We start from the raw sequence: 19,138 nt of genomic DNA, 5'->3' as shown, positions 1-19,138 counted from the left end.
CCTGGTCCCGCCATGTCCCTTTTCCGTCCCGGCCTCGGCCTCAATCCCGGCCTCGGCCTCAATGCAGGCCTCGGCCCCAATCGCGATCGCATATGAGTGTGCTCATCCTTGCCCTGATGGCAGGCGCGGTGGTCGGCCTGGCACTGGGCGGACTCGGCGGGGGCGGCAGCGTTCTGGCCGTGCCCGCATTGATCTACCTGCTCGGCTTCACCCCCGTCGCCGCCACCACCGCGAGCCTGATCATCGTCACCCTTACATCCATCAGCTCACTGGCCGCTCACGCCCGGGACGGCAACGTCCGCTGGCGGTCCGGGCTGCTGTTCGCCGCCGCGGGCATCGGCCCCGCCATGCTCGGCGGACTCGCGGCAGGCCACATCCCCGCCACCGCGCTGACCATCGCCTTCTCGATGACAGCCGCACTCGCCGCCTGGCGGATGCTCCGTCCCAGCAGCCCGGCACAAGACGGCCCGGCACAAGACGGCCCCGTACAAGACGGCCCCGTACAAGACGGCCCCGTACAAGACGGCCCCGTACAAGACGGCCCCGTACAAGGCAGTCCCGTACACGACAGTCCCGCAGAAGACCGCCCCGTGCGGCCGCCCAGAGCCGCAGGATCCGGAGCCGGGCTCGGCGCCGTGACGGGGGTGCTCGGCGTCGGCGGAGGGTTCCTCGCCGTGCCCGCCCTGGTCGGCGTCCTCGGCCTGCGAATGAAGACCGCCGTCGGCACGAGCCTCCTGGTCATCGTCATCAATTCGCTCGCCGCACTGGCCACCCGCACCGGCACCGGCGACGGCCTCGACTGGGCCGTCATCGCCCCCTTCACCGCAGCCGCGATCCTCGGCGCCTGGGACGGCAAGCGCCTCGCGGCGAAGATCTCCGGCAACCGCCTGCAACACGTCTTCGCCTACGTCCTGCTGGCCGTTGCAGCCTTCATGCTCCTCGACAGCCTCATCTGACCCAGCCCCGCCAGAACCGAAGGACAGAAACCCATGAATACGACCACCCTCACCACCGGCGCCGTCCGGGAACGTCTGCACACCCTGGTCGTCATCGACGTACGCACCCCCGGCGAGTACGCCGGCGGACACCTGCCCGGTGCCCACAACATCCCCCTCGACGACCTCGAACAGGCACTGCCCACCCTTCGCGAGGCGGCCGACCGCAGCGACCTGCTCGTGGTCTGCGCTTCCGGCGCCCGCTCGCAGAACGCGAGCGTCACCCTGTCCCGTAACGGCATACCCGCCACCAGTCTCGAAGGCGGAACCGCCGCATGGGCCTCGGCGGGAGGAGACCTTCACCGTCCCGCCGCCACCGCAGCACCCAAGTGGGCCATGGACCGCCAAGTCCGCCTGACCGCAGGTTCCGTCGTCCTTCTCGGCCTGCTCCTGGGCCTGGTGATCCACCCCGCCTTCCAGCTGCTCTCCGCAGGCATCGCCGCCGGCCTCGTCTACTCCGCGCTCTCCAACAGCTGCGCCATGGCCACCCTGCTCGGGAAGCTTCCGTACAACCGCACGGACCGCACCGACCTGAACACCACCCTCGCCGCCCTGCGAAACAACTGACCCTGATGGCCGGCGTTGGATCGGCCTGGGCCCGGGAGACGTCGTTCACCGAGACCACCCACGAGAACCAGAAAAAAACTTCGACCGCGATGTCGAGAATCCCTGGCCCGCTGCGTCCCTGGGGTGAACGCGACCACAATGGGGCGCACCACCACCGAGGAGAACACGATGGCCAAGTACCTGCTGCTGAAGCACTACCGGGGAGCTCCGGCCGCGGTCAACGACGTCCCCATGGAGAAGTGGACGCCCGAGGAGATCTCGGCGCACATGCAGTACATGCGGGACTTCGCGGACCGGCTCGAGAAGACCGGCGAGTTCGTCGACGGCCAGGCGCTCGCCCCCGAAGGCGCGTGGGTGCGGTACGACGGGGAGGGGCGCCCGCCGGTCACCGACGGACCGTTCGCCGAGACCAAGGACGTCATCGCCGGCTGGATGGTGATCGACGTCGACAACTACGAGCGTGCCGTCGAACTGGCCGGGGAACTGTCGGCCGCCCCCGGAGCGGGCGGGAGGCCGATCCACGAGTGGCTCGAGCTGCGCCCGTTCCTGACCGAGCCGCCCACCATCACGGAGTGACCTCCCACGTGACCTCTCAGGTGAACGAGGCCCTGCTCAGGAGCCTCACGCCGGGCGTGCTCGCGATCCTCGTCCGCCGCGGAGCCGACTTCGCGGCGGCCGAGGACGCCGTACAGGACGCACTGGTCGAGGCGGTCCGCGTCTGGCCCGCCGAGCAGCCGCGGGACCCGAAGGGCTGGCTGGTCACCGTGGCCTGGCGCAAGTTCCTCGACGCGGCCCGGTCGGACGCCGCCCGCCGCCGGCGCGAGGACCTCGTCGAAGAGGAACCGGCGCCCGGCCCCGCGCCCGCGGCGGACGACACGCTCCAGCTCTACTTCCTGTGCGCCCACCCGTCGCTGACGCCGTCCTCCGCCGTCGCGCTCACCCTGCGCGCCGTCGGAGGGCTCACCACCCGCCAGATCGCCCAGGCCTACCTGGTGCCCGAGGCGACGATGGCGCAGCGCATCAGCCGGGCCAAGCGCACGGTTTCCGGCGTGCGGTTCGACCGGCACGGCGACGTCGCCACCGTGCTGCGCGTCCTCTACCTGGTCTTCAACGAGGGCTACTCCGGCGATGTGGACCTCGCCGCCGAGGCCATCCGCCTCACCCGGCAGCTCGCGGCCGCGATCGACCATCCAGAGGTGAGGGGGCTGCTCGCCCTCATGCTGCTCCACCACGCCCGGCGCGCCGCCCGCACAGCGCCCGACGGCAGCCTGGTGCCGCTCGCCGAACAGGACCGCGCCCGCTGGGACACCGAGTCGATCGCCGAGGGCGTCGAGATCCTCCAGGCGGCCCTCGCCCGCGACCGTCTGGGCGAGTTCCAGGCCCAGGCCGCCATCGCGGCGCTCCACGCCGATGCGCCGGCAGCCGAGGAGACCGACTGGGTGCAGATCGTCGAGTGGTACGACGAGCTCGCGCGTCTGACGGACAGCCCGGTCGTCCGGCTCAACCGCGCAGTGGCCGTCGGCGAGGCCGACGGACCACGCGCCGGCCTGGCGGCGCTCGCGGAGCTGAACGACTCGCTGCCGCGCCACACCGCGGTGGCGGCGTACCTCCACGAGCGCGGCGGCGATCTGGCGGCGGCGGCGCGGCTGTACGCGGAGGCGGCCAGGAAGGCACCCAACCTCGCCGAGCGCGACCACCTCACGCGCCAGGCCGCGAGGCTGAACGCGTCTCGGCTGAACCGGCTGGAGGGGAACACGTAGCGGTTCGGGGCGAGTTGGGCTGCAACGTGTGCCGGTTGGGTCCTGGGGCAATCGGGTGCACCCTGGCTCACGGCGGCCGGTGCGGAACGGGCTGGTCCGCACGGGCTGTCGTGGGCTCGTACCGCCGACCTCGGTTCCCCGGCCGGCGCCCCTCACCCGCACGGTCCGCTCTCGCATGCGCCGGAAGCCCGCTTGGCCGATGGTCGGAAGAGCGTGATCCGCTGCGGAACAGGGGGACGGTGTGGGACAGGCGGGAACGCTCATCCTCATCATGGCGGCCGCCGTTCTGGCACCGCTGCTGGCGCACGGCGTCGGCCGGTGGGTCCGCATCCCCGTGGTCATCTTCGAGATCGTGCTGGGGATCCTCATCGGTCCCGACGTACTCGGCTGGGCGCACGGGGGAGAGGTCATCAACGTCCTCTCGGAGCTCGGCCTGTCGATGCTCATCTTTCTGGCCGGGTACGAGATCCAGTTCGCCGCCATCCGAGGGGACACGCTGCGCCGATCCGTTTGGGCCTGGGTGGTCTCCCTGGCTCTGGGGCTGGGTGTGGCGCTGGCCCTGACGGGCCTGGACTGGGCGCGCGCCGTCATCATCGGCACCGCGCTGACCAGTACGGCGCTGGGTACGGTGCTGCCCATCCTGCGGGACAGCGGGGATCTGGAGGGCCGGTTCGGCACGGTGATGATGGCGTTCGGGGCGGTCGGCGAGTTCGGGCCCATCATCGCCATGGCGGTGCTGCTCAGCGGCCGCAAACCAGGGGCGGCCACGGTGGTTCTCGCCATCTTCGCCGCCATCACCGCCGCCGCCGTGTTCCTGGCCATGCGCCCGCGCCGGCCGTGGTTCAGCCAGATCATCCGCAGCACCCTGCACACCAGCGCGCAGTTCGCGGTCCGGTTCGTGATGCTCCTGCTGGTCGCGATGCTGGCGCTGTCGCAGGAACTCGGCCTCGACGTGCTCCTCGGCGCCTTCGCCGCCGGACTGCTCACCCGGCTCGTGCTCCAGGGCTCGGCACCGGAGAGCAGCGAGGAGATTCTGACCAGGGTGGAGGCGATGGGTTTTGGCTTCCTCGTCCCCCTCTTCTTCATCGTCACCGGCATCGAGTTCGACCTCGCGTCGCTCCTCGACGGCGGTCACGCACTTTTGCTGCTGCCGGTCTTCCTCGTACTCTTCGTGGTCGTGCGGGGACTGCCGGCGTACGCACTCGCGCCGCGGGACCTGTCACCGCTCAGCCGCCGGGCGCTGACGGTCTACTCCTCCACCTGCCTTCCGCTCGTCGTGGCCATCACAGCGATCGGCGTGGGCGACGGTGTCGTGAAGAAGAGCGAGGCGGCGGCCCTGGTCGGCGCGGCGATGATCTCGGTCCTCGTCTTCCCGCTGCTCGCCCTGCGCCTGCGGGCCCGGGAACGTGACATCGCACCCCACCTGCCGCAGGCACCCGAGACGGAGGCCTGGTGACCGGAACCCGCTCAGCCGGACAGGGCCTACGCGAAGACGCCCGGCAGCCTGCTCGCCCTCGGATCGGTGGCGTAGGCCGTGAGGCGTTCCAGTCTGCCGGGCAGCTTGTCGTTGGCGAACATCCGGGCATGGCGAAGTGCGCGCGGGCACGATGAAGTGCCCTGCGCGAAGGAGGTGGAGGGACGTCGGTTCAAGGTCGGGGCCGGGCGTCGACCGCCCGGCCGATCAGGTCCACCACCGACTCGACGAGCGACTCGTCGGGCATCTGCTGCTCGCCGACCATCCGGAAGACCAGTGACGCCGCCACGAGCGTCGAGGCGGCGGACACATCGACGTCCGGCCTGACATCGCCGCGCGCGAGACCGCGCTCCAGCAGGTGCCGCGTCTCGCTCATCACGCGGGCCGTGTAGGCGCGATAGGCCCCCGGCTCCGCTCCCGCCTCGGCGGCGGAACCGATCACCCCGGCCAGCAGGCGGCCGATCCCCGGCCGCCGGTAGGCCTTCATGCGCGCCGTCAGAACGGCCCGCAGCTCGGCCCGGAAGTCCCCCATGTCGGGCACGGTCAGCGGCCCGATCCGCGACTCCGCGGCGGCGATGACCAGGTCCTGCTTGGTGGACCAGCGCCGGTACATGGCCGGCTTGCTCACCCCGGCGCGGGCCGCGACGGCGTCCATCGTGAGCGCGGCCATTCCGCTCTCCGCCACCAGGTCGACGACGGCGTCCAGCACAGCTTGCGTGACGTGTTCCTGGCGAGGTCGCCCCGGACCCCGGCGTGCCCGCTCCACCTGTTCCTCCGCCATGCGGCGACCCTACGCGGGCCGTACCCCGTGATGCGCACGGGGCACGGCCCGCGGGATGTGGAAGCTCAGCCGCTCACCGAGCGCGCCGGCTCGGTCAGCTGGGCCCGCAGCACATGCTTGGTGATCTTCCCCGACGGTGTACGCGGCAGCTCCCGGCGCAGTACCAGCTCGCGCGGGATCTTGTAGCGGGCGATCCGTGTCTCGAGCCACGCGCGCACGCCCGCCAGGTCCGGTTCCGTACCGTCGTGCGGCACCACGACGGCCACCACCGTCTCGCCCCACTGCGGGTGCGGGCGGCCGACGACGGCGACGTCGAGCACGTCGGGATGGCCGCGCAGCGCGCCTTCCACCTCCTGCGAGGCGACGTTCTCGCCGCCGGTGATGATCACGTCCTTCATCCGGTCCACGACCGTGACGAAGCCGTCCTCGTCGACCCGTCCGAGGTCGCCGCTGCGGTACCAGTCGCCCGCGAACACCTCGGCTGTGGCGGCCTCGTCGTCCAGGTAGCCGACCATGCGCGTGTCCGAGCGCAGCCAGATCTCCCCGGTCTCACCCGATCCGGCGTCCGTGCCGTCAGGGCGTACGACCCGGAGATCCACGCCGGGTATGCCGCCGCGCCCGATCGAACCGGCCTTCGTCACCTGCTCGGCGGGGGAGAGCGAGGTCCCCGCGGGGCCCATCTCGCTCATCCCGTACACCTGGTGGAAGTCCTGCGAACCGTATGCCTTCATCAGCCGGCGCGCGGTGTCCGCGTCCAGAGGCCCGGCGCCGTAGATCCAGGCGCGTACGGATGTCAGGTCGAAGTCGGCGAAGTCGGCGACGGTCTGCACCGGGGCGATGAGCGCGATCGGTGCCCCGAACATCGCGGTGACCCGCTCGCGCTGGATCGTCTCCAGCATGCCGCGCGGGTCGTACTCGCGCTGCAGAACGACCGTGGCCCCCAGCGACAGCGTGGCCAGCGCCCAGTTGTTGAGCGGGGACGCGTGCCAGATCGGCATGCAGATCAGGAACCGCTCGTCGCGGCGGAGGGGGATGGCGTTTGCGGTGTACTCGGCCGTCAGGGCGACACCGCGGTGCGTGTGTACACAGCCCTTGGGGGTCCCGGAGGTGCCCGACGTGTAGAGGATCTGCGCGATGCCGCTGTCCGGGCCCGGTTCCCCGCGATACGGCTCGGCACGCGCCAAGCGGGACTCGAAGCAGTCCACGGGACGGGTGTCCGGGTAGGCGTCGGGATGGCTGACCAGCCAGGGCACGTCCACCGCGTCGGCGGCCTCGGTCGCGCGCTCGCCGATCTCCGCGTCGACGAGCATCAGCCGGGCTCCGCAGTGCTGGAGCTGGCGCGTCACCTCGGCCGTCTGCAGTTTGTGGTTCACGGGCACCAGGGTGGCGCCCGCATACCAGGCGCCGAACGCCGCGAACAGGAAGGCGGGGGTGTTGTACGTCATCACCGCGAGACGGTCTCCCGGCCGCAGTCCGGCCTCGCTCAGTACCGTCGCGGCGCGCCGGGCGGCTTCGTCGAACTCCCGGTAGCTCCACCGCTGTTCGCGATAGACGACCGCTTCCTTGTCGCCGGCCGAGCGAACCACGCTGTCCAGCAGGGCACTGAGGTGCATCACGTTCTCCTGACGAGCCGGGCCGGCGGAACCGACCGTGGCGGGAAACTCTGAATCATGGTTCACTTCTTTCATGGCCTACCGCAAGACCCCAGCCGAAATCAGTCGGCTCGAAGCCGCGAGAGAGCGCCTCATCTCCTGCGCCACCTCGGTCGTGGCGGAAGTGGGCTGGTCACAGGCGTCCGTGACCGCTGTCGCCGACTCGGCGGGCATCGCGGCAGGCTCCGTGTACCAGCACTTCCCGTCCAAGGCGGCCCTCGCCGTGGAGGTGTTCCGGCGCGCCGCGGGACGCGAGGTCGACGTCTTGGGTGAGGTGCTGCACGGTCCGGGAGACCCTGTCGAACGGCTCCGCCGCGGCGTCGAGGTCTTCGCCCGCCGTGCCCTGGAGAACCGCGGCCTCGCCTACGCACTGCTCGCCGCCCCCGCCGAACCCGCGGTCGGCGCCGAGCGACTCGACTTCCGCCGCCGCTACCGCGCGCTGTGGGCCGAGGTGGTGGGCGAGGGTACGGCGACGGGCCGGCTGCCCCCGCAGAACGCCGAGATCACCGCGGCCGCCCTGACCGGAGCCATCGGCGAAGTGCTCGTCGACCCGCTCGGTACCCCCGACGAGAACGCCACCGAGAAACTCCTCGCCGACCTCAGCGCCGCGGCGCTGCGCTGCGCGGGCGCCCCGACCGCCTGAATCCCACCCGCTCCCCCCGAGGAGGCCCCATGTCCAGCAATCCCACCGCCGTGACGCACGAAGTGACCAACCAGGTACCGCCGTTGGCCGGCCACGACATCGCCGACGACCCGGTCCTCCTGGAGGGTGTGCGCCGCGAGGGCGCCGCATGGTCTCTCGACGACCTCCACCGGATCGGCCGCCGCGCGGGCAGCGAGGAGGTGCAGCGCTGGGCCGACGAGGCCAACCGCTTCGAGCCGGTGCTGCGCACCCACGACCGCTACGGCAACCGCATCGACGAGGTCGACTTCCACCCCTCGTACCACGCACTGATGGACGTGGCGGTCGGTGCGGGCCTGGCCGGCAGCGCCTGGGCGGACGAACGGCCCGGCGCGCATGTGGCGCGGGCCGCCGCCTTCATGGTGTGGAGCAGTACCGAGGCCGGACACGGCTGCCCCGTCTCCATGACGTACGCCGTCGTCCCCGCCCTGCGCCACGCCCCCGACCTGGCCAAGATCTACGAACCCCTGCTCACCAGCCGTGTCTACGAACCCGGTCTCCACGCCCCGGGCGGCAAGCGAGGCCTGCTCGCCGGCATGGGGATGACGGAGAAGCAGGGCGGCACCGACGTGCGCGCCAACACCACCTCCGCCACCGAACAGGCCGACGGGACCTGGCGGTTGCGCGGACACAAGTGGTTCACCAGCGCCCCGATGAACGACCTTTTCCTCGTACTCGCCCAGGCACCCGGCGGCCTGTCCTGCTTCCTGGTCCCGCGCGTGCTGCCCGACGGCAGCCGCAACACCTTCCGTATCCAGCGCCTCAAGGACAAGCTCGGCAACCGCTCCAACGCTTCGAGCGAGCCCGAGTTCGACGACACCGTGGCCTGGCTCGTCGGCGCCGAGGGCAAGGGGGTCCGCACCATCATCGACATGGTGACCATGACGCGGCTCGACTGCGTCCTCGGCTCCGCCGCCGGCACCCGTGCCGCCCTCGCCCAGGCCGCCCACCACGCCCGGCACCGCTCGGTGTTCGGCGCCAAGCTCATCGACCAGCCGCTGATGCGCAATGTGCTCGCGGATCTGAGCATCGAGTCCGAGGCGGCTACGACCCTGGCCCTGCGCCTGGCCGGTGCCGCCGACCGCGCCCAGCGCGGCGACGAGGGTGAGCGAGCCTTCCTGCGCCTCGCCACGGCGGTCGGCAAGTACTGGGTGTGCAAGCGGCAGCCCGTAGCGGTGGCAGAGGCCCTGGAATGCCTTGGCGGCAACGGATATGACGAGGCTTCAGGTATGCCGCGCCTGTACCGCGATGCGCCGCTCAACGGCATCTGGGAGGGCTCCGGCAACGTCAACGCCCTGGACATGCTGCGTGCGTTGGCCCGTGAGCCCGAGTCCCTGGAGGCGTTCCGTACGGAGATCGAGGCGGCGGCGGGCCGCGATCAGCGGCTCGACGCGGCCTGGCAGGAGTTGCAGGGCGAACTCGTCCTCACCGAGGACGCGCCGCTGAGGGCCCGCCGGGTCATCGAACGCGCGGCACTCGTCCTGCAGGGTGCGCTCCTGGTCCGGCACGCCCCGGCCGCCGTCGCGGACGCGTTCTGCGCTTCGCGGCTCGCCGGGGACCGCGGACTCGCCTTCGGGACGCTGCCGCCGGGTACCGATTTCACGGCGCTGCTGGAGCGACTGCCTGCGTGACCCTCGCGGGCCTTGGCCCGCGCGGAGCGGACGCGCGGGCGGGGGTGGCCTTCACCGGGTGGCCGCGTCGGGCAACAGCTTCGCGGCCACCGTCGCCCCGTCGGTTCGGATTGACCGCAACCTTGTCTGAAGACCGGTTCCCTGATCCGGGACGCCGGTAGCTTCGCCGTATGGTTTCCGATGCGGTCGCTGTAGGAGTCCTCACCTTCGTCGGAACTGCCTTGGCCACCCTGACGGGACTGTGGCAGTGGCGGCGCGTCCAAGCGCGTGAACAGCGCGCGGAGTTCCGTGTGCAGAGGGTGGAGGCGCTCAGGGCGGTGTGGGAGGCGCTCTCCGACCTGGAGGAGGCTCAGCGGGCATCCATCCTGGTCGTCGAGTACGACGCCCAGGACGCGACGGAACGACTGACGCGGGTCAATCTGCTCCTTCTCAGGCGCTCACCGTTCCTGCGTCCCGATGAGCAGGAGTGGGCAACGGCCTTCGCGCGACATGTGACGGAGATCGACACCGTGCTCCGTACCAGGATGGAGGATGGCCGGCCTGACGCGAGCTGGTGGATCACCACCGCGATACAGCCCGCCTCATCACATGTTGCGTCCGTTGCCGCCCAGCAGTTGAGGAACCTTCGCACCACGCTGGGGGACCGCTACGCCGCCGTGGTCCGTGGCGACAGTGAATGACGCCCCGCCCTGGCATCCAGTGAGACGGTCCGGCGTACCGGCCGACGAAACTCCGGTCCGAGTGGACCGAAACGCACCGAGTGCCCCTTGTATCCTGCCGCCATGTCGCCCAGATCGCGCCGGGCGCGGGTCGAGGACGTGCACGAGCTGGCACTGGGGATGCCTCACGTCACGGTCGTCCAGGGATCCGCCGGTAACCCGGTCTACCAGGTTGGACACAAGTCGTTCGTCTTCTTCCGCACTCCTCGCCCGGACGCCTTCGATCCCGGGACCGGCGAGCGCTACCCGGACGTGATCGTCTTCTGGGTGCCGTCCGAATCCGACAAGCAGGCCCTGGTGCAGGACCAAGCGTCACCGTTCTTCACCACGCCCCATTTCGACGGTCATCTCTCGGTACTCCTCCGGGCCGGCCGGATCGGCGAACTCACGCTGAGGGAACTGACCGAAGTCGTCCAGGACGCCTGGCTGTCCCAGGCCTCGGCGACCAGAGCCGCCAACTGGCTCAAGGCCCGAGGGGAGCAGTGACCGGCTGACGCGTGACTGGAGCCGAGCGGAGCACCCGGCAGGCCGAGATGTCGAACTGTGGCTGACCGGCAGCCTCGACGGGCGCGGCTCGGACCAGGCCGGACCGCATGGGCTCGTCCTCCTGCTCGGCCTGCTCGCCCTCGTGTGGGCGAGCCGCGCCCTGCGCCCCTCAGGGCTGCCCCGACATGGCCGCCGTGCTCGGCTTCCGGGTGCGCCGGGCCCGGCTCGGTCTGACCGTGATCGGCGTGGTCCTCGGAGGCGAGCGCGACCGGCGCCGCGGGTCCCACCGGCTTCGTCGCCCTGCCCGCGCCGCAGCTCGACCGCCTCCTGACCCGTACGTCCCAACTGCCTCTCGTCTGGACGGCGTTGACGGGGCGCCGTGACGCTGACGCCGGCCGACTTCGCTGCCCGCCTCATTCCCGTACCGCTCGACGTGCCGGTCGGCGCGCTGACCGCGCTCGTGAGAGCGCCGTATCTGCTGTGGCTGCCGGGCAGGTCGCACCGCTGAGCCCTTCACGCCCTTGGGCTGCGTGCGTCCTCTCGATAGAGGTCGGCCAGCAGGGCTACGGCGGCATGGGTGGCGGGATGCGGGCTCTGCAGGGGCCAGATGAGGTGGACGGGGACCGGGTCGGTGTCGCGCAGAAGGCGATAGGCGATGCCGTCGCGACGGTACTGGGTGGCGGTCGACTGCGGAGTGATGCCGACGCAGCGGCCGGTGGCGATGGCGGCGAGCCAGTCGTCGACGTCCTGGATGTACTCCACGTCGGGGCCGGCCCCTTCGGGCCACAGGTCCAGGGTGGTGGTGCCGGTGCGGCGGTCCACGACGAGGGTACGCTCGCGGATCTCCGACAGGCGGATGCCGCGGCGCCTGGCCCACGGGTCGTCAGAGGCGAGCGCGACGTAGCGGCGCTCGTGCCCGACCAGGGCGTGAGCGTAGCGCCGGGTGTCGATGGCGGTCCGGATGACGGCCAGGTCGCACAGGCCCTCGGCGAGCCCGCCGGTGGGAGTGTTGTGGCGAATCAGGTGAAGTGCGACGTCGGGATAGCGGTCGCGCCAGCGACGCTGGAACTCGGCGGTGTGCCGCCCCATCGCGGACCAGGCGTGGCCGATCCGCAGACGCGTGTGACCGGTGGTGGCCTGGCGGACCAGCTCGTCGGCATCGGCGAGCATGTGCCGCGCGCGGGCCAGGACCTCCACGCCGGCGGTGGTGGGGGAGACAGTACGGCTCGTGCGGTGCAGCAGCCGTACGCCGAGGATCCGCTCCAAGGCCAGCAGGGTGCGGGACACGGACGCCTGGGACACGCCCAGCTCGATCGCGGCGTCGGTGAAGCTTCCGGTGTCGACGATCGCGACCAGGCAACGCAGGTGCCGCAGCTCCAGACCCGTAGAACCATCCATACGTCCAGCGTATAGGTCCGGCGTCGGATGCATTTTGCGTATGAGCCCACCAGGCGGATGGTCGCGGCATGAAAACCGATGCTCGCGCGGAGCCGACCGTGTCCACCGCACCGCAGCTCGCCTCACCTCGCTGGTCCGGGGTGGCCCTGATGCTGGGCAGCGGCCTGTCCAACCAGCTCGGAGCCTCCGTCGCTGCACTCGCCTTCCCGGTCCTGGGCCCGGTCGGCGTGGTCGCGGTGCGCCAATGGGTCGCCGCCGGCGTACTGCTGAGCGCCGGTCGGCCGAACCTGCGCGGATTCACCGCGACACAATGGCGGCCGGTGATGGGACTGGCCTTGGTGTTCGCGACGATGAACCTGACGCTGTACATGGCGATCGACCGGATCGGGCTCGGCCTGGCCGTCACCCTGGAGTTCCTCGGGCCACTCACCGTCGCGCTGGCCGGCTCCCGCCGCCGCGTCGACCTGGTCTGCGCGCTCGTCGCCTGCGCGGCCGTACTGGTCCTCACCCGGCCCCGGCCCAGCACCGACTACCTGGGCATCGCACTGGCCCTGCTCGCCGCCGTGTGCTGGGGCTGCTACATCTTGCTCAACCGCACGGTGGGGCAGCGCCTGCCCGGAATCGAAGGATCGGCGGCCGCCGCACTCGTCTCCGGCGCCCTCTACGTGCCGGTCGGCATCACCGCATTGTGGCTGCACCGGCCCACCGCAACCGCACTCCTGTGCGCGCTGGCAGCCGGTGTGCTGTCCTCCGCGGTGCCCTTCCTCGCCGACCTGCTCGCGCTGCGACGCGTCCCCGCCCACTTCTTCGGAATCTTCATGAGCGTCAACCCGGTGTGCGCGGCACTGGTGGGTCTCCTGATACTCGGTCAGCACCTCGACCCGGCATCATGGACGGCCATCGCCGTGATCATTGCCGCCAACGCCGTGGCCGTGGGCACGGCAGCGCACCGCGCTCCGGCCCCTACGGCCCCCCGGATGCTGTGTGAATAGAGTGGGCGGGTGGATCTCAACGCTGTGCGCACCTTCGTCGCGGCTGCGGACGCCGGCCAGTTCCAGGAAGCCGCCGTGGCCCTGTCGATCACCCAGCAAGCCGTCTCCAAGCGCATCGCCGTGCTGGAGAAGGATCTGGGGGTGCGGCTGTTCACGCGTACCCCGCGCGGAGCCGAGCTCACCATCGACGGGCAGGCGTTCCTGCCCCACGCCCGCGAACTCCTCCGGGCCGAAGACCGGGCCGACGCATCCGTGCGCCCCGGCCGGCGCCCCCTGCGCGTCGACGTCCTCAACCGGCGGATCGCTCCGGCCGTGCTCCTCCAGGACTTCTACCGCACGCGTCCCGAGATCGAGCTCGACGTCGTCACCCTGAACGCCGACGTCGACACAGCGATCGCCGCCGTCGAAGCCGGGACGATCGACGCGACGTTCCACGCGATCACCGTCCCCGAGCATCACCTGCCGGCCTCGATCAAGACCGCCCGAGTGATCGACGACCCGCACGAGTTGCTCGTCGGCCCCTCCCATGCGCTGGCCGACGCCGACAGCGTCACGCCCGCACAACTCGCCGGACACCGCATCTGGATGCCCGGCATGGCACCCGGCACCGAGTGGGCCGACTACTACGACGAGTTCGCCGCCGCATTCGGGCTCACGATCGACGTCGTCGGGCCCGTCTTCGGGAACGAGGCGCTGCTGGACGAGATCGCCGACTCGGCCGACCTGGCGACCCTCGTGGGCGAAGGATCGCGCTATCTCTGGCCCGACAGCTACGACCTGCGGCGCATCCCGGTGCGGAACCCGACGCCGGTCTACCCGATGTCACTGATCTGGCGCGGCGACAATCGGCATCCGGTGCTCGACGCGTTCCGCGCCCACCTGGAGGCGACACGAGCACGAACCCCGGACGTCGAGGTGTGGGAACCGACATGGAGGCAGCGGACAGCCAGAAGGTCGTGAGGCCCACGGCAAGTGGCTGCCCCTCTGCCCCCTGTCTCTTCGGTCCGTTGTCCCTCTGGTTTTTTGTCCCTCGCCCTCAGCGGAGCACCACCGTGCGCCTCCCCTGGACGAACACCCGGCCTTCGCAGTGCCAGCGGACGGCCCGGGCCAGGGCTGCCGATTCCGCGTCGCGGCCGATGGCGGCCAGGTCCTCGGGGGTGTGACTGTGGTCGGCGCTGATGACCTCCTGGGCGATGATCGGGCCTTCGTCGAGGTCGGCGGTGACGTAGTGGGCCGTCGCGCCGACGAGTTTGACGCCGCGGTCGTGGGCCTGGTGGTAGGGCTTGGCGCCCTTGAAGCTCGGCAGGAACGAGTGGTGGATGTTGATCAGCCGGCCGGGCAGCCGGGTGCACAGGTCGTCGGAGAGCACCTGCATGTAGCGGGCGAGGACCACTACGTCGACGTCGAACGAGTCGATGAGGTCGAGGAGTCGGGCCTCGGCCTGGGGCTTGGTCGCGGCGGTGACCGGCACGTGGAAGAAGGGGATGCCGTGCCAGGTGACGAGTGGCTCGTGGTCGCGGTGGTTGGAGACGACCGCGACCACGTCGATGGGCAGGTCGCCACTGCGGGTGCGGAAGAGCAGGTCGTTGAGGCAGTGGTCGTAGCGGGACACCATGATCAGCACGCGTCGGCGGGTGCCGACCGGTTCGAGGTGCCACCGCATGGCGAAGGGGGCGGCCACGGCGGCGAAGTCGTCGCGCGTGGGCTGCGTGGTGTTCTCGCCGCCGGCTGCGGCGAAGTGCACCCGCATGAAGAAGTGGCCGTCCCGGCGGTCGCCGAACTGCTGGTTGTCGATGATGTCGCTGCCGTGGTCGACGAGGAACCGCGAGACGGCGTGGACGATGCCAGGCGCCTCGGGGCAGTCGAGGGTGAGGACATGTTCGGCCGGCGCCGTGGCGGGGCCGGTCGGAGAAGGGGTGGGGGAAGCGGGGGCGGGGGACGCGGCGGAAGCCGGGGAATCAGTCAAGGTGTCAGCATTCGGTGACGTTGACGGCGAGGCAGCCGCGGGCGGCCTCCTGGCATGTGGCCTTCATGTCCCGGCCGGTGTCGCGCATGGTCGTGGTGACCTTGGCGAGGCTGTCCGTGTACGTGCGGTGGTCGGCCCAGCTACTGGCGAAGCGCCGGGCCGCCCGTGTCGGCCCCACCGTGCGCGAGGAGGGGCCGACACGGACCGAGTGCGGGCCGAACGAGCCCGGTGCGGTCAACGCACCTCGGGGCCGCGGTATTCGCTCATCGCGTCGATGAGCCAGCGCGCCAGGTAATCGGCGAACGACGAGCGCGGCAGCAGCCGGTACGTCGGCCCGTCGTCGACCTGCCAGAGCAGGACCGCGATCGGTCCCACCGTGGTCGACACGGCCCGGCCCGGACCGAAGACCCGAGGATGCAGGTCCAGCGGGCAGCCCTTCTCCAGCACCTGACGGGCGGCCGGGCCGCTCAGTTCGAGGGTGGTGCGGTTCGCCGAGACATCGACGACCGAACCCGGATCCGCGGCGAGCGCCTCCCCCAACTCGGCGACCACAGACCCCGCTTCGCCCAGGGTCAGCACGAGCCACTCGTCGGGGCCGAGCCAGAACGCCGTGTGGCCGCCGGAGGTGGTGGTCTGGCCGTGCTCGCGGGGGAGTGGTGCCCCCAAGGTCTTCTCGATGCGGGTCGCCGCCGCGGAGGCGGGGTCGACGCGCACGTTCACCATGCTGACGAAGGGCCACTCGGTCAGCGTGACACCGCGGGCCCCGGTGACGGCCGCGTCCCGCATCCGCTTCGCGAGATGCGCCAAAGGGCTCACGCGCCATGCCGACAGGCCGGTGCGCGCATCGTTCGTGGGCTCAGCCATCGCGCTTGGTCCCTTCCGGGTCGTAGAGGACGGAGTCGGTGACCTCGACGGGCACCAGGTCGTCGCCCACCGGGGCGAGCAGGGTCGAGCCGATCCTGGCCCGCCCGCCGGCGACGAGGGCGAGGGCGAAGGGGCGGCCGAGTGCGGCGCTGTGGTAGCTGGAGGTGACGTGGCCGAGCATGGGCACCGGCCCGGCCTCGGGGGTCAACGGCGTGTGCTGCGCGATGAGTTGGGATCCTTCGGGCAGTCGTGTCGTACGGTCGGTGGGCAGTAGGCCGACCAGCTGCTTGCGGTCGGCGCGCGTCGTGTCGGCTCGGGAGTGGGACCGGTTCCCGATGAAGTCCTTGCGCTTGGAGACCACCCAGTCCATGTTCGCGTCCTGCGGGGTGACGGTGCCGTCGGTGTCCTGGCCGACGATGATGAACCCTTTCTCGGCGCGCAGGACGTGCATCGTCTCGGTGCCGTAGGGAGTGATGTCGTACGGCTTCCCGGCCTCGTGCACCTGTTCCCAGACGGCTCGGCCGTACCAGGACGAGACGTTGATCTCGAAGGCGAGTTCACCGGAGAAGGAGATCCGGCAGACGCGGGCCGGGATGCCCGAGGCCAGCGTCGTCTCGCGGAAGGCCATGAAAGGGAACGCCTCGGCGGAGACGTCGAGTTCGGGGGCGAGCTTTGCGATGACGTCACGTGACTTCGGGCCGACGACGGCGACCGTCGCCCACTGTTCGGTCACCGAGGTGCAGTGGACGTCGAGCTCGGGCCACTCGGTCTGCAGCCACTCCTCCAGCCAGTCCAGGACCCCGGCGGCGCCACCTGTCGTGGTGGTCATGAAGTAGCGGTTCTCGTCGAGGCGCAGCGTCACGCCGTCGTCGAAGATCATGCCGTCGGGCTTGCACATCACGCCGTAGCGGGCCATGCCGGGCTTGAGCTTCTTGAAGGCGTTGGTGTAGACGCGGTTGAGGAACTCGCCCGCGTCCGCGCCCCAGATCTCGATCTTGCCGAGGGTGGTGGCGTCCATGACCGCCACGCCTTCACGGGCCGCGCGGCACTCGCGGGCGACGGCTGCCTCCATGTCCTCGCCCGGCCGGGGGTAGTACCAGGGCCGCTTCCACTGCCCGACGTCCTCGAACTCGGCGCCGTGGGCGACGTGCCAGCCGTGGATGGACGTGGTGCGCTCCGGGTCGAAGAGGTCCCCGCGCTCACGCCCGGCGAGGGCGGCGAAGGCCACCGGAGTGTAGGGCGCCCGGTAGGCGGTGGTGCCGATCTCGCCGGGTGACGCGCCCGCGCCGAGGGCCTCGGCGATCACGCCGATCGCGTTGACGCCGGACGTCTTGCCCTGGTCGTTCGCCGTGCCGAGGGAGGTGTAGCGCTTGACGTGTTCGACGCCGCGCATGCCGGCGCCGGTGGACCGCCAGACGTCGGCGACGGTGACGTCGCGCTGGAGGTCGACGAAGTGGGTGTCCCAGGTGCCGGGTTCGCCGGTGGGGGAGGGCACCAGCCACAGGGCGCGGACGTCGGGCCGTGCGTCCTCGGACGGCGCCGCGGGCACCGGAACGGGGAAGCCCGCCTCGGTCGCCGCCAGTGCACCGGCCCGTGCGCCTTCGGCCAGAGCCCCGTCGAGACCGTATGTCCCACGCGCCGCCCCGACGATCTGCTGGTCGCGTACCGTGCCGTCGGGCACGAACGCGACCAGGTCGTCGTCCCAGCGGAGCTTGCCCTGGCGCTGGCTGTGCAGGTGGACGACCGGACTCCAGCCGCCGGAGACGGCGAGCAGGTCGCAGTCGAACTCCGCGGCCTCGCCGAAGAGTTGCCCGTCCGCATCGAGGGTCTGGACGGTCACGCCGGTGAGCCGGGACTCGCCCGTGGTGTCGACCACTGCGCTGCCCGTCAGTACCCGTACCTCGGTCGCCGTGGCGATCTCGGCAGCCCGCTGCGACAGTTCGGGCCGGGCGTCCACGACGGCGGCGATGTCGATCCCGGCTGCGCGCAGATCGGTGACCGTGTCGTACGCGCTGTCGTTGGTGGTGGCGACCACGGCTCGCCTGCCCGGGGCCACGCCGTACCGGTTGATGTACGTGCGTACGGAGGCGGCGAGCATCACGCCGGGACGGTCGTTGCCGGCGAAGGTCAGCGGACGCTCGTGCGCGCCGGTCGCCAGGACTGCCTGGCGGGCACGGATGTGCCACAGCCGTTGGCGCGAGACACCCGAGGAAGGGTCGGGTGCGTCGGTTCCGAGGTGGTCGGTGCGCCGCTCCAGGGCGAGGACGTAGTTGTCGTCGTACGACCCGAACGCCGTGGTGCGCGTCAGGACAGTGACCTCGGGGGCCGCGTCGAGCGTCGCGCGGACCTCGGCCACCCACCCCGACCGAGTGCGTCCGGACAGCAGTGAGCCACCGAGTTCAGGCTGGTCGTCCACCAGGATCACGCGCGCGCCGGACCCGGCTGCCGCGGCGGCGGCCGCGAGCCCGGCCGGGCCCGCGCCGACGACCAGGACGTCGGTATGGACGTACTTCTTGTCGTAGACGGCGGGGTCGGGGGTCGGGTCGAGCCGTCCCATGCCGGACAGCGTGGTCGCGGACAGGCCGTCGTACAGCTCCACCGTCGTCGCCGGGAGCATGCCCTCCGAGCATGAACCACCGAGCTGTACCAGGGCGTTGGCCTCCTCGACGCCCGCCGAGACGATGCCGCGCGGGCGGCCGCGGTAGAGCGACGGGGCGGCCTCCACGATGCCGTTCGCCAGCATGGCGGAGGCAAGGGTGTCGCCGGGGTGGCCGGTCAGCTCCCTTCCATCGAGGGTGAAGTGGAGGAAAGTGGTGCGGTCGACGCGGCCTTCGTCGCCGAGCCGGAACTGCTGGTCGGTCATCGCTGCTCTCCGGCCGGGTCGGTGACGCGGGGTTCGGGGCGCGGCTCGTCGAGCCGGTAGGTGGCGAGCACGTCGTAACTGACGGTGTCGCGCAGGGCGTTGAACCAGCGGCGGCAGCCGTGGCTGTGCATCCACCGCTCGGCGAAGGGGCCCTTCGGGTTGTCCCGGTAGAAGACGTACTCGGCCCACTGCCGGTCGTCGAGGCCGGCGGGGTTCTCGGGGTACGGGACGTGGGCCTGGCCCCCGTAGTGGTATTCGCTCTCGTTGTGGGGACCGCACCATGGGCAGTTGATCAGCAGCATCGCAGC

At 71.1% G+C, this 19,138-nt stretch carries 20 protein-coding genes; 12 read left to right on the top strand and 8 right to left on the bottom strand.

Annotated features, from left to right (window positions below):
* Positions 1-92 precede the first annotated feature (92 nt).
* The 5 genes from ACWFR4_RS33405 to ACWFR4_RS33385 all read left to right on the top strand — a co-directional run bounded on the left by ACWFR4_RS33405 (position 93) and on the right by ACWFR4_RS33385 (position 4,778).
* Positions 93-956, top strand: coding sequence for a sulfite exporter TauE/SafE family protein (locus ACWFR4_RS33405; RefSeq protein ID WP_453655849.1), 864 nt, complete (start codon positions 93-95; stop codon positions 954-956).
* A 33-nt stretch (positions 957-989) separates the two neighbouring features.
* Positions 990-1,562 carry a rhodanese-like domain-containing protein gene (locus ACWFR4_RS33400; RefSeq protein WP_453655848.1) on the top strand — a complete coding sequence of 191 codons (573 nt, stop codon included), beginning with the start codon at positions 990-992 and terminating at the stop codon, positions 1,560-1,562.
* A gap of 168 nt (positions 1,563-1,730) precedes the next feature.
* Entirely contained in the window at positions 1,731-2,138 is a 408-nt protein-coding gene (locus ACWFR4_RS33395) for a YciI family protein (RefSeq protein ID WP_389531440.1), read from the top strand.
* A 20-nt stretch (positions 2,139-2,158) separates the two neighbouring features.
* Positions 2,159-3,322, top strand: coding sequence for an RNA polymerase sigma factor (locus ACWFR4_RS33390; protein ID WP_453655865.1), 1,164 nt, complete (start codon positions 2,159-2,161; stop codon positions 3,320-3,322).
* 241 nt (positions 3,323-3,563) lie between these two features.
* Positions 3,564-4,778, top strand: coding sequence for a cation:proton antiporter (locus ACWFR4_RS33385; protein WP_453655847.1), 1,215 nt, complete (start codon positions 3,564-3,566; stop codon positions 4,776-4,778).
* A gap of 190 nt (positions 4,779-4,968) precedes the next feature.
* Here ACWFR4_RS33385 and ACWFR4_RS33380 read toward each other — a convergent pair whose 3' ends face one another.
* Positions 4,969-5,577, bottom strand: coding sequence for a TetR/AcrR family transcriptional regulator (locus ACWFR4_RS33380; protein WP_453655846.1), 609 nt, complete (start codon positions 5,575-5,577; stop codon positions 4,969-4,971).
* Between the two features lie 65 nt (positions 5,578-5,642).
* Entirely contained in the window at positions 5,643-7,190 is a 1,548-nt protein-coding gene (locus ACWFR4_RS33375; RefSeq protein ID WP_453655845.1) for a class I adenylate-forming enzyme family protein, read from the bottom strand.
* 73 nt (positions 7,191-7,263) lie between these two features.
* Here ACWFR4_RS33375 and ACWFR4_RS33370 point away from each other — a divergent pair, with 73 nt between their 5' ends.
* From ACWFR4_RS33370 to ACWFR4_RS33350, 5 genes are all read left to right on the top strand, one after another.
* Entirely contained in the window at positions 7,264-7,872 is a 609-nt protein-coding gene (locus ACWFR4_RS33370) for a TetR/AcrR family transcriptional regulator (RefSeq protein ID WP_453655844.1), read from the top strand.
* A 29-nt stretch (positions 7,873-7,901) separates the two neighbouring features.
* Positions 7,902-9,542, top strand: a complete 1,641-nt coding sequence (locus tag ACWFR4_RS33365) for an acyl-CoA dehydrogenase family protein (protein WP_453655843.1) — start codon at positions 7,902-7,904, stop codon at positions 9,540-9,542.
* A gap of 170 nt (positions 9,543-9,712) precedes the next feature.
* Positions 9,713-10,222 (top strand): hypothetical protein, encoded by a 510-nt coding sequence (locus tag ACWFR4_RS33360; RefSeq protein WP_453655842.1) that lies wholly within the window; start codon positions 9,713-9,715, stop codon positions 10,220-10,222.
* A 102-nt stretch (positions 10,223-10,324) separates the two neighbouring features.
* Positions 10,325-10,747, top strand: a complete 423-nt coding sequence (locus tag ACWFR4_RS33355) for an MmcQ/YjbR family DNA-binding protein (protein ID WP_453655841.1) — start codon at positions 10,325-10,327, stop codon at positions 10,745-10,747.
* Positions 10,748-11,126: 379 nt separating this feature from the next.
* Entirely contained in the window at positions 11,127-11,255 is a 129-nt protein-coding gene (locus tag ACWFR4_RS33350; RefSeq protein ID WP_453655840.1) for a hypothetical protein, read from the top strand.
* Positions 11,256-11,260: 5 nt separating this feature from the next.
* Here the strand turns inward: ACWFR4_RS33350 and ACWFR4_RS33345 are convergent, their stop codons facing one another.
* A complete protein-coding gene (locus ACWFR4_RS33345) occupies positions 11,261-12,145 on the bottom strand; it encodes a LysR family transcriptional regulator (RefSeq protein WP_453469314.1) in 885 nt (294 codons plus the stop codon).
* A 68-nt stretch (positions 12,146-12,213) separates the two neighbouring features.
* Between ACWFR4_RS33345 and ACWFR4_RS33340 the strand changes: the two genes are divergently transcribed.
* A complete protein-coding gene (locus ACWFR4_RS33340) occupies positions 12,214-13,137 on the top strand; it encodes an EamA family transporter (RefSeq protein WP_453469313.1) in 924 nt (307 codons plus the stop codon).
* Between the two features lie 9 nt (positions 13,138-13,146).
* The gene (locus tag ACWFR4_RS33335; protein WP_453655839.1) at positions 13,147-14,097 is read left to right on the top strand and encodes a LysR family transcriptional regulator; all 951 of its coding nucleotides are present in this window, start codon (positions 13,147-13,149) and stop codon (positions 14,095-14,097) included.
* Between the two features lie 76 nt (positions 14,098-14,173).
* On the opposite strand, the gene purU is transcribed toward ACWFR4_RS33335, so the two are convergent.
* From purU to ACWFR4_RS33310, 5 genes are read right to left on the bottom strand one after another with little or no spacing between them, the layout of a single operon-like run.
* Positions 14,174-15,103, bottom strand: a complete 930-nt coding sequence (purU, locus tag ACWFR4_RS33330; RefSeq protein ID WP_453655838.1) for a formyltetrahydrofolate deformylase — start codon at positions 15,101-15,103, stop codon at positions 14,174-14,176.
* Positions 15,104-15,107: 4 nt separating this feature from the next.
* Positions 15,108-15,341 (bottom strand): hypothetical protein, encoded by a 234-nt coding sequence (locus tag ACWFR4_RS33325; RefSeq protein WP_453655837.1) that lies wholly within the window; start codon positions 15,339-15,341, stop codon positions 15,108-15,110.
* The gene (locus tag ACWFR4_RS33320; RefSeq protein WP_453655836.1) at positions 15,338-15,967 is read right to left on the bottom strand and encodes a sarcosine oxidase subunit gamma; all 630 of its coding nucleotides are present in this window, start codon (positions 15,965-15,967) and stop codon (positions 15,338-15,340) included. Before ACWFR4_RS33320 ends, ACWFR4_RS33325 begins: the two co-directional genes overlap by 4 nt.
* Positions 15,960-18,830 (bottom strand): sarcosine oxidase subunit alpha family protein, encoded by a 2,871-nt coding sequence (locus ACWFR4_RS33315; protein WP_453655835.1) that lies wholly within the window; start codon positions 18,828-18,830, stop codon positions 15,960-15,962. Before ACWFR4_RS33315 ends, ACWFR4_RS33320 begins: the two co-directional genes overlap by 8 nt.
* The gene (locus ACWFR4_RS33310) at positions 18,827-19,132 is read right to left on the bottom strand and encodes a sarcosine oxidase subunit delta (protein ID WP_453655834.1); all 306 of its coding nucleotides are present in this window, start codon (positions 19,130-19,132) and stop codon (positions 18,827-18,829) included. The genes ACWFR4_RS33315 and ACWFR4_RS33310 overlap by 4 nt, the downstream gene beginning before the upstream one ends.
* Positions 19,133-19,138: the final 6 nt, after the last annotated feature.

It is taken from the genome of Streptomyces sp. NPDC055140 (assembly GCF_053607285.1).
This window is presented reverse-complemented; position numbering and strand designations above follow the sequence as displayed.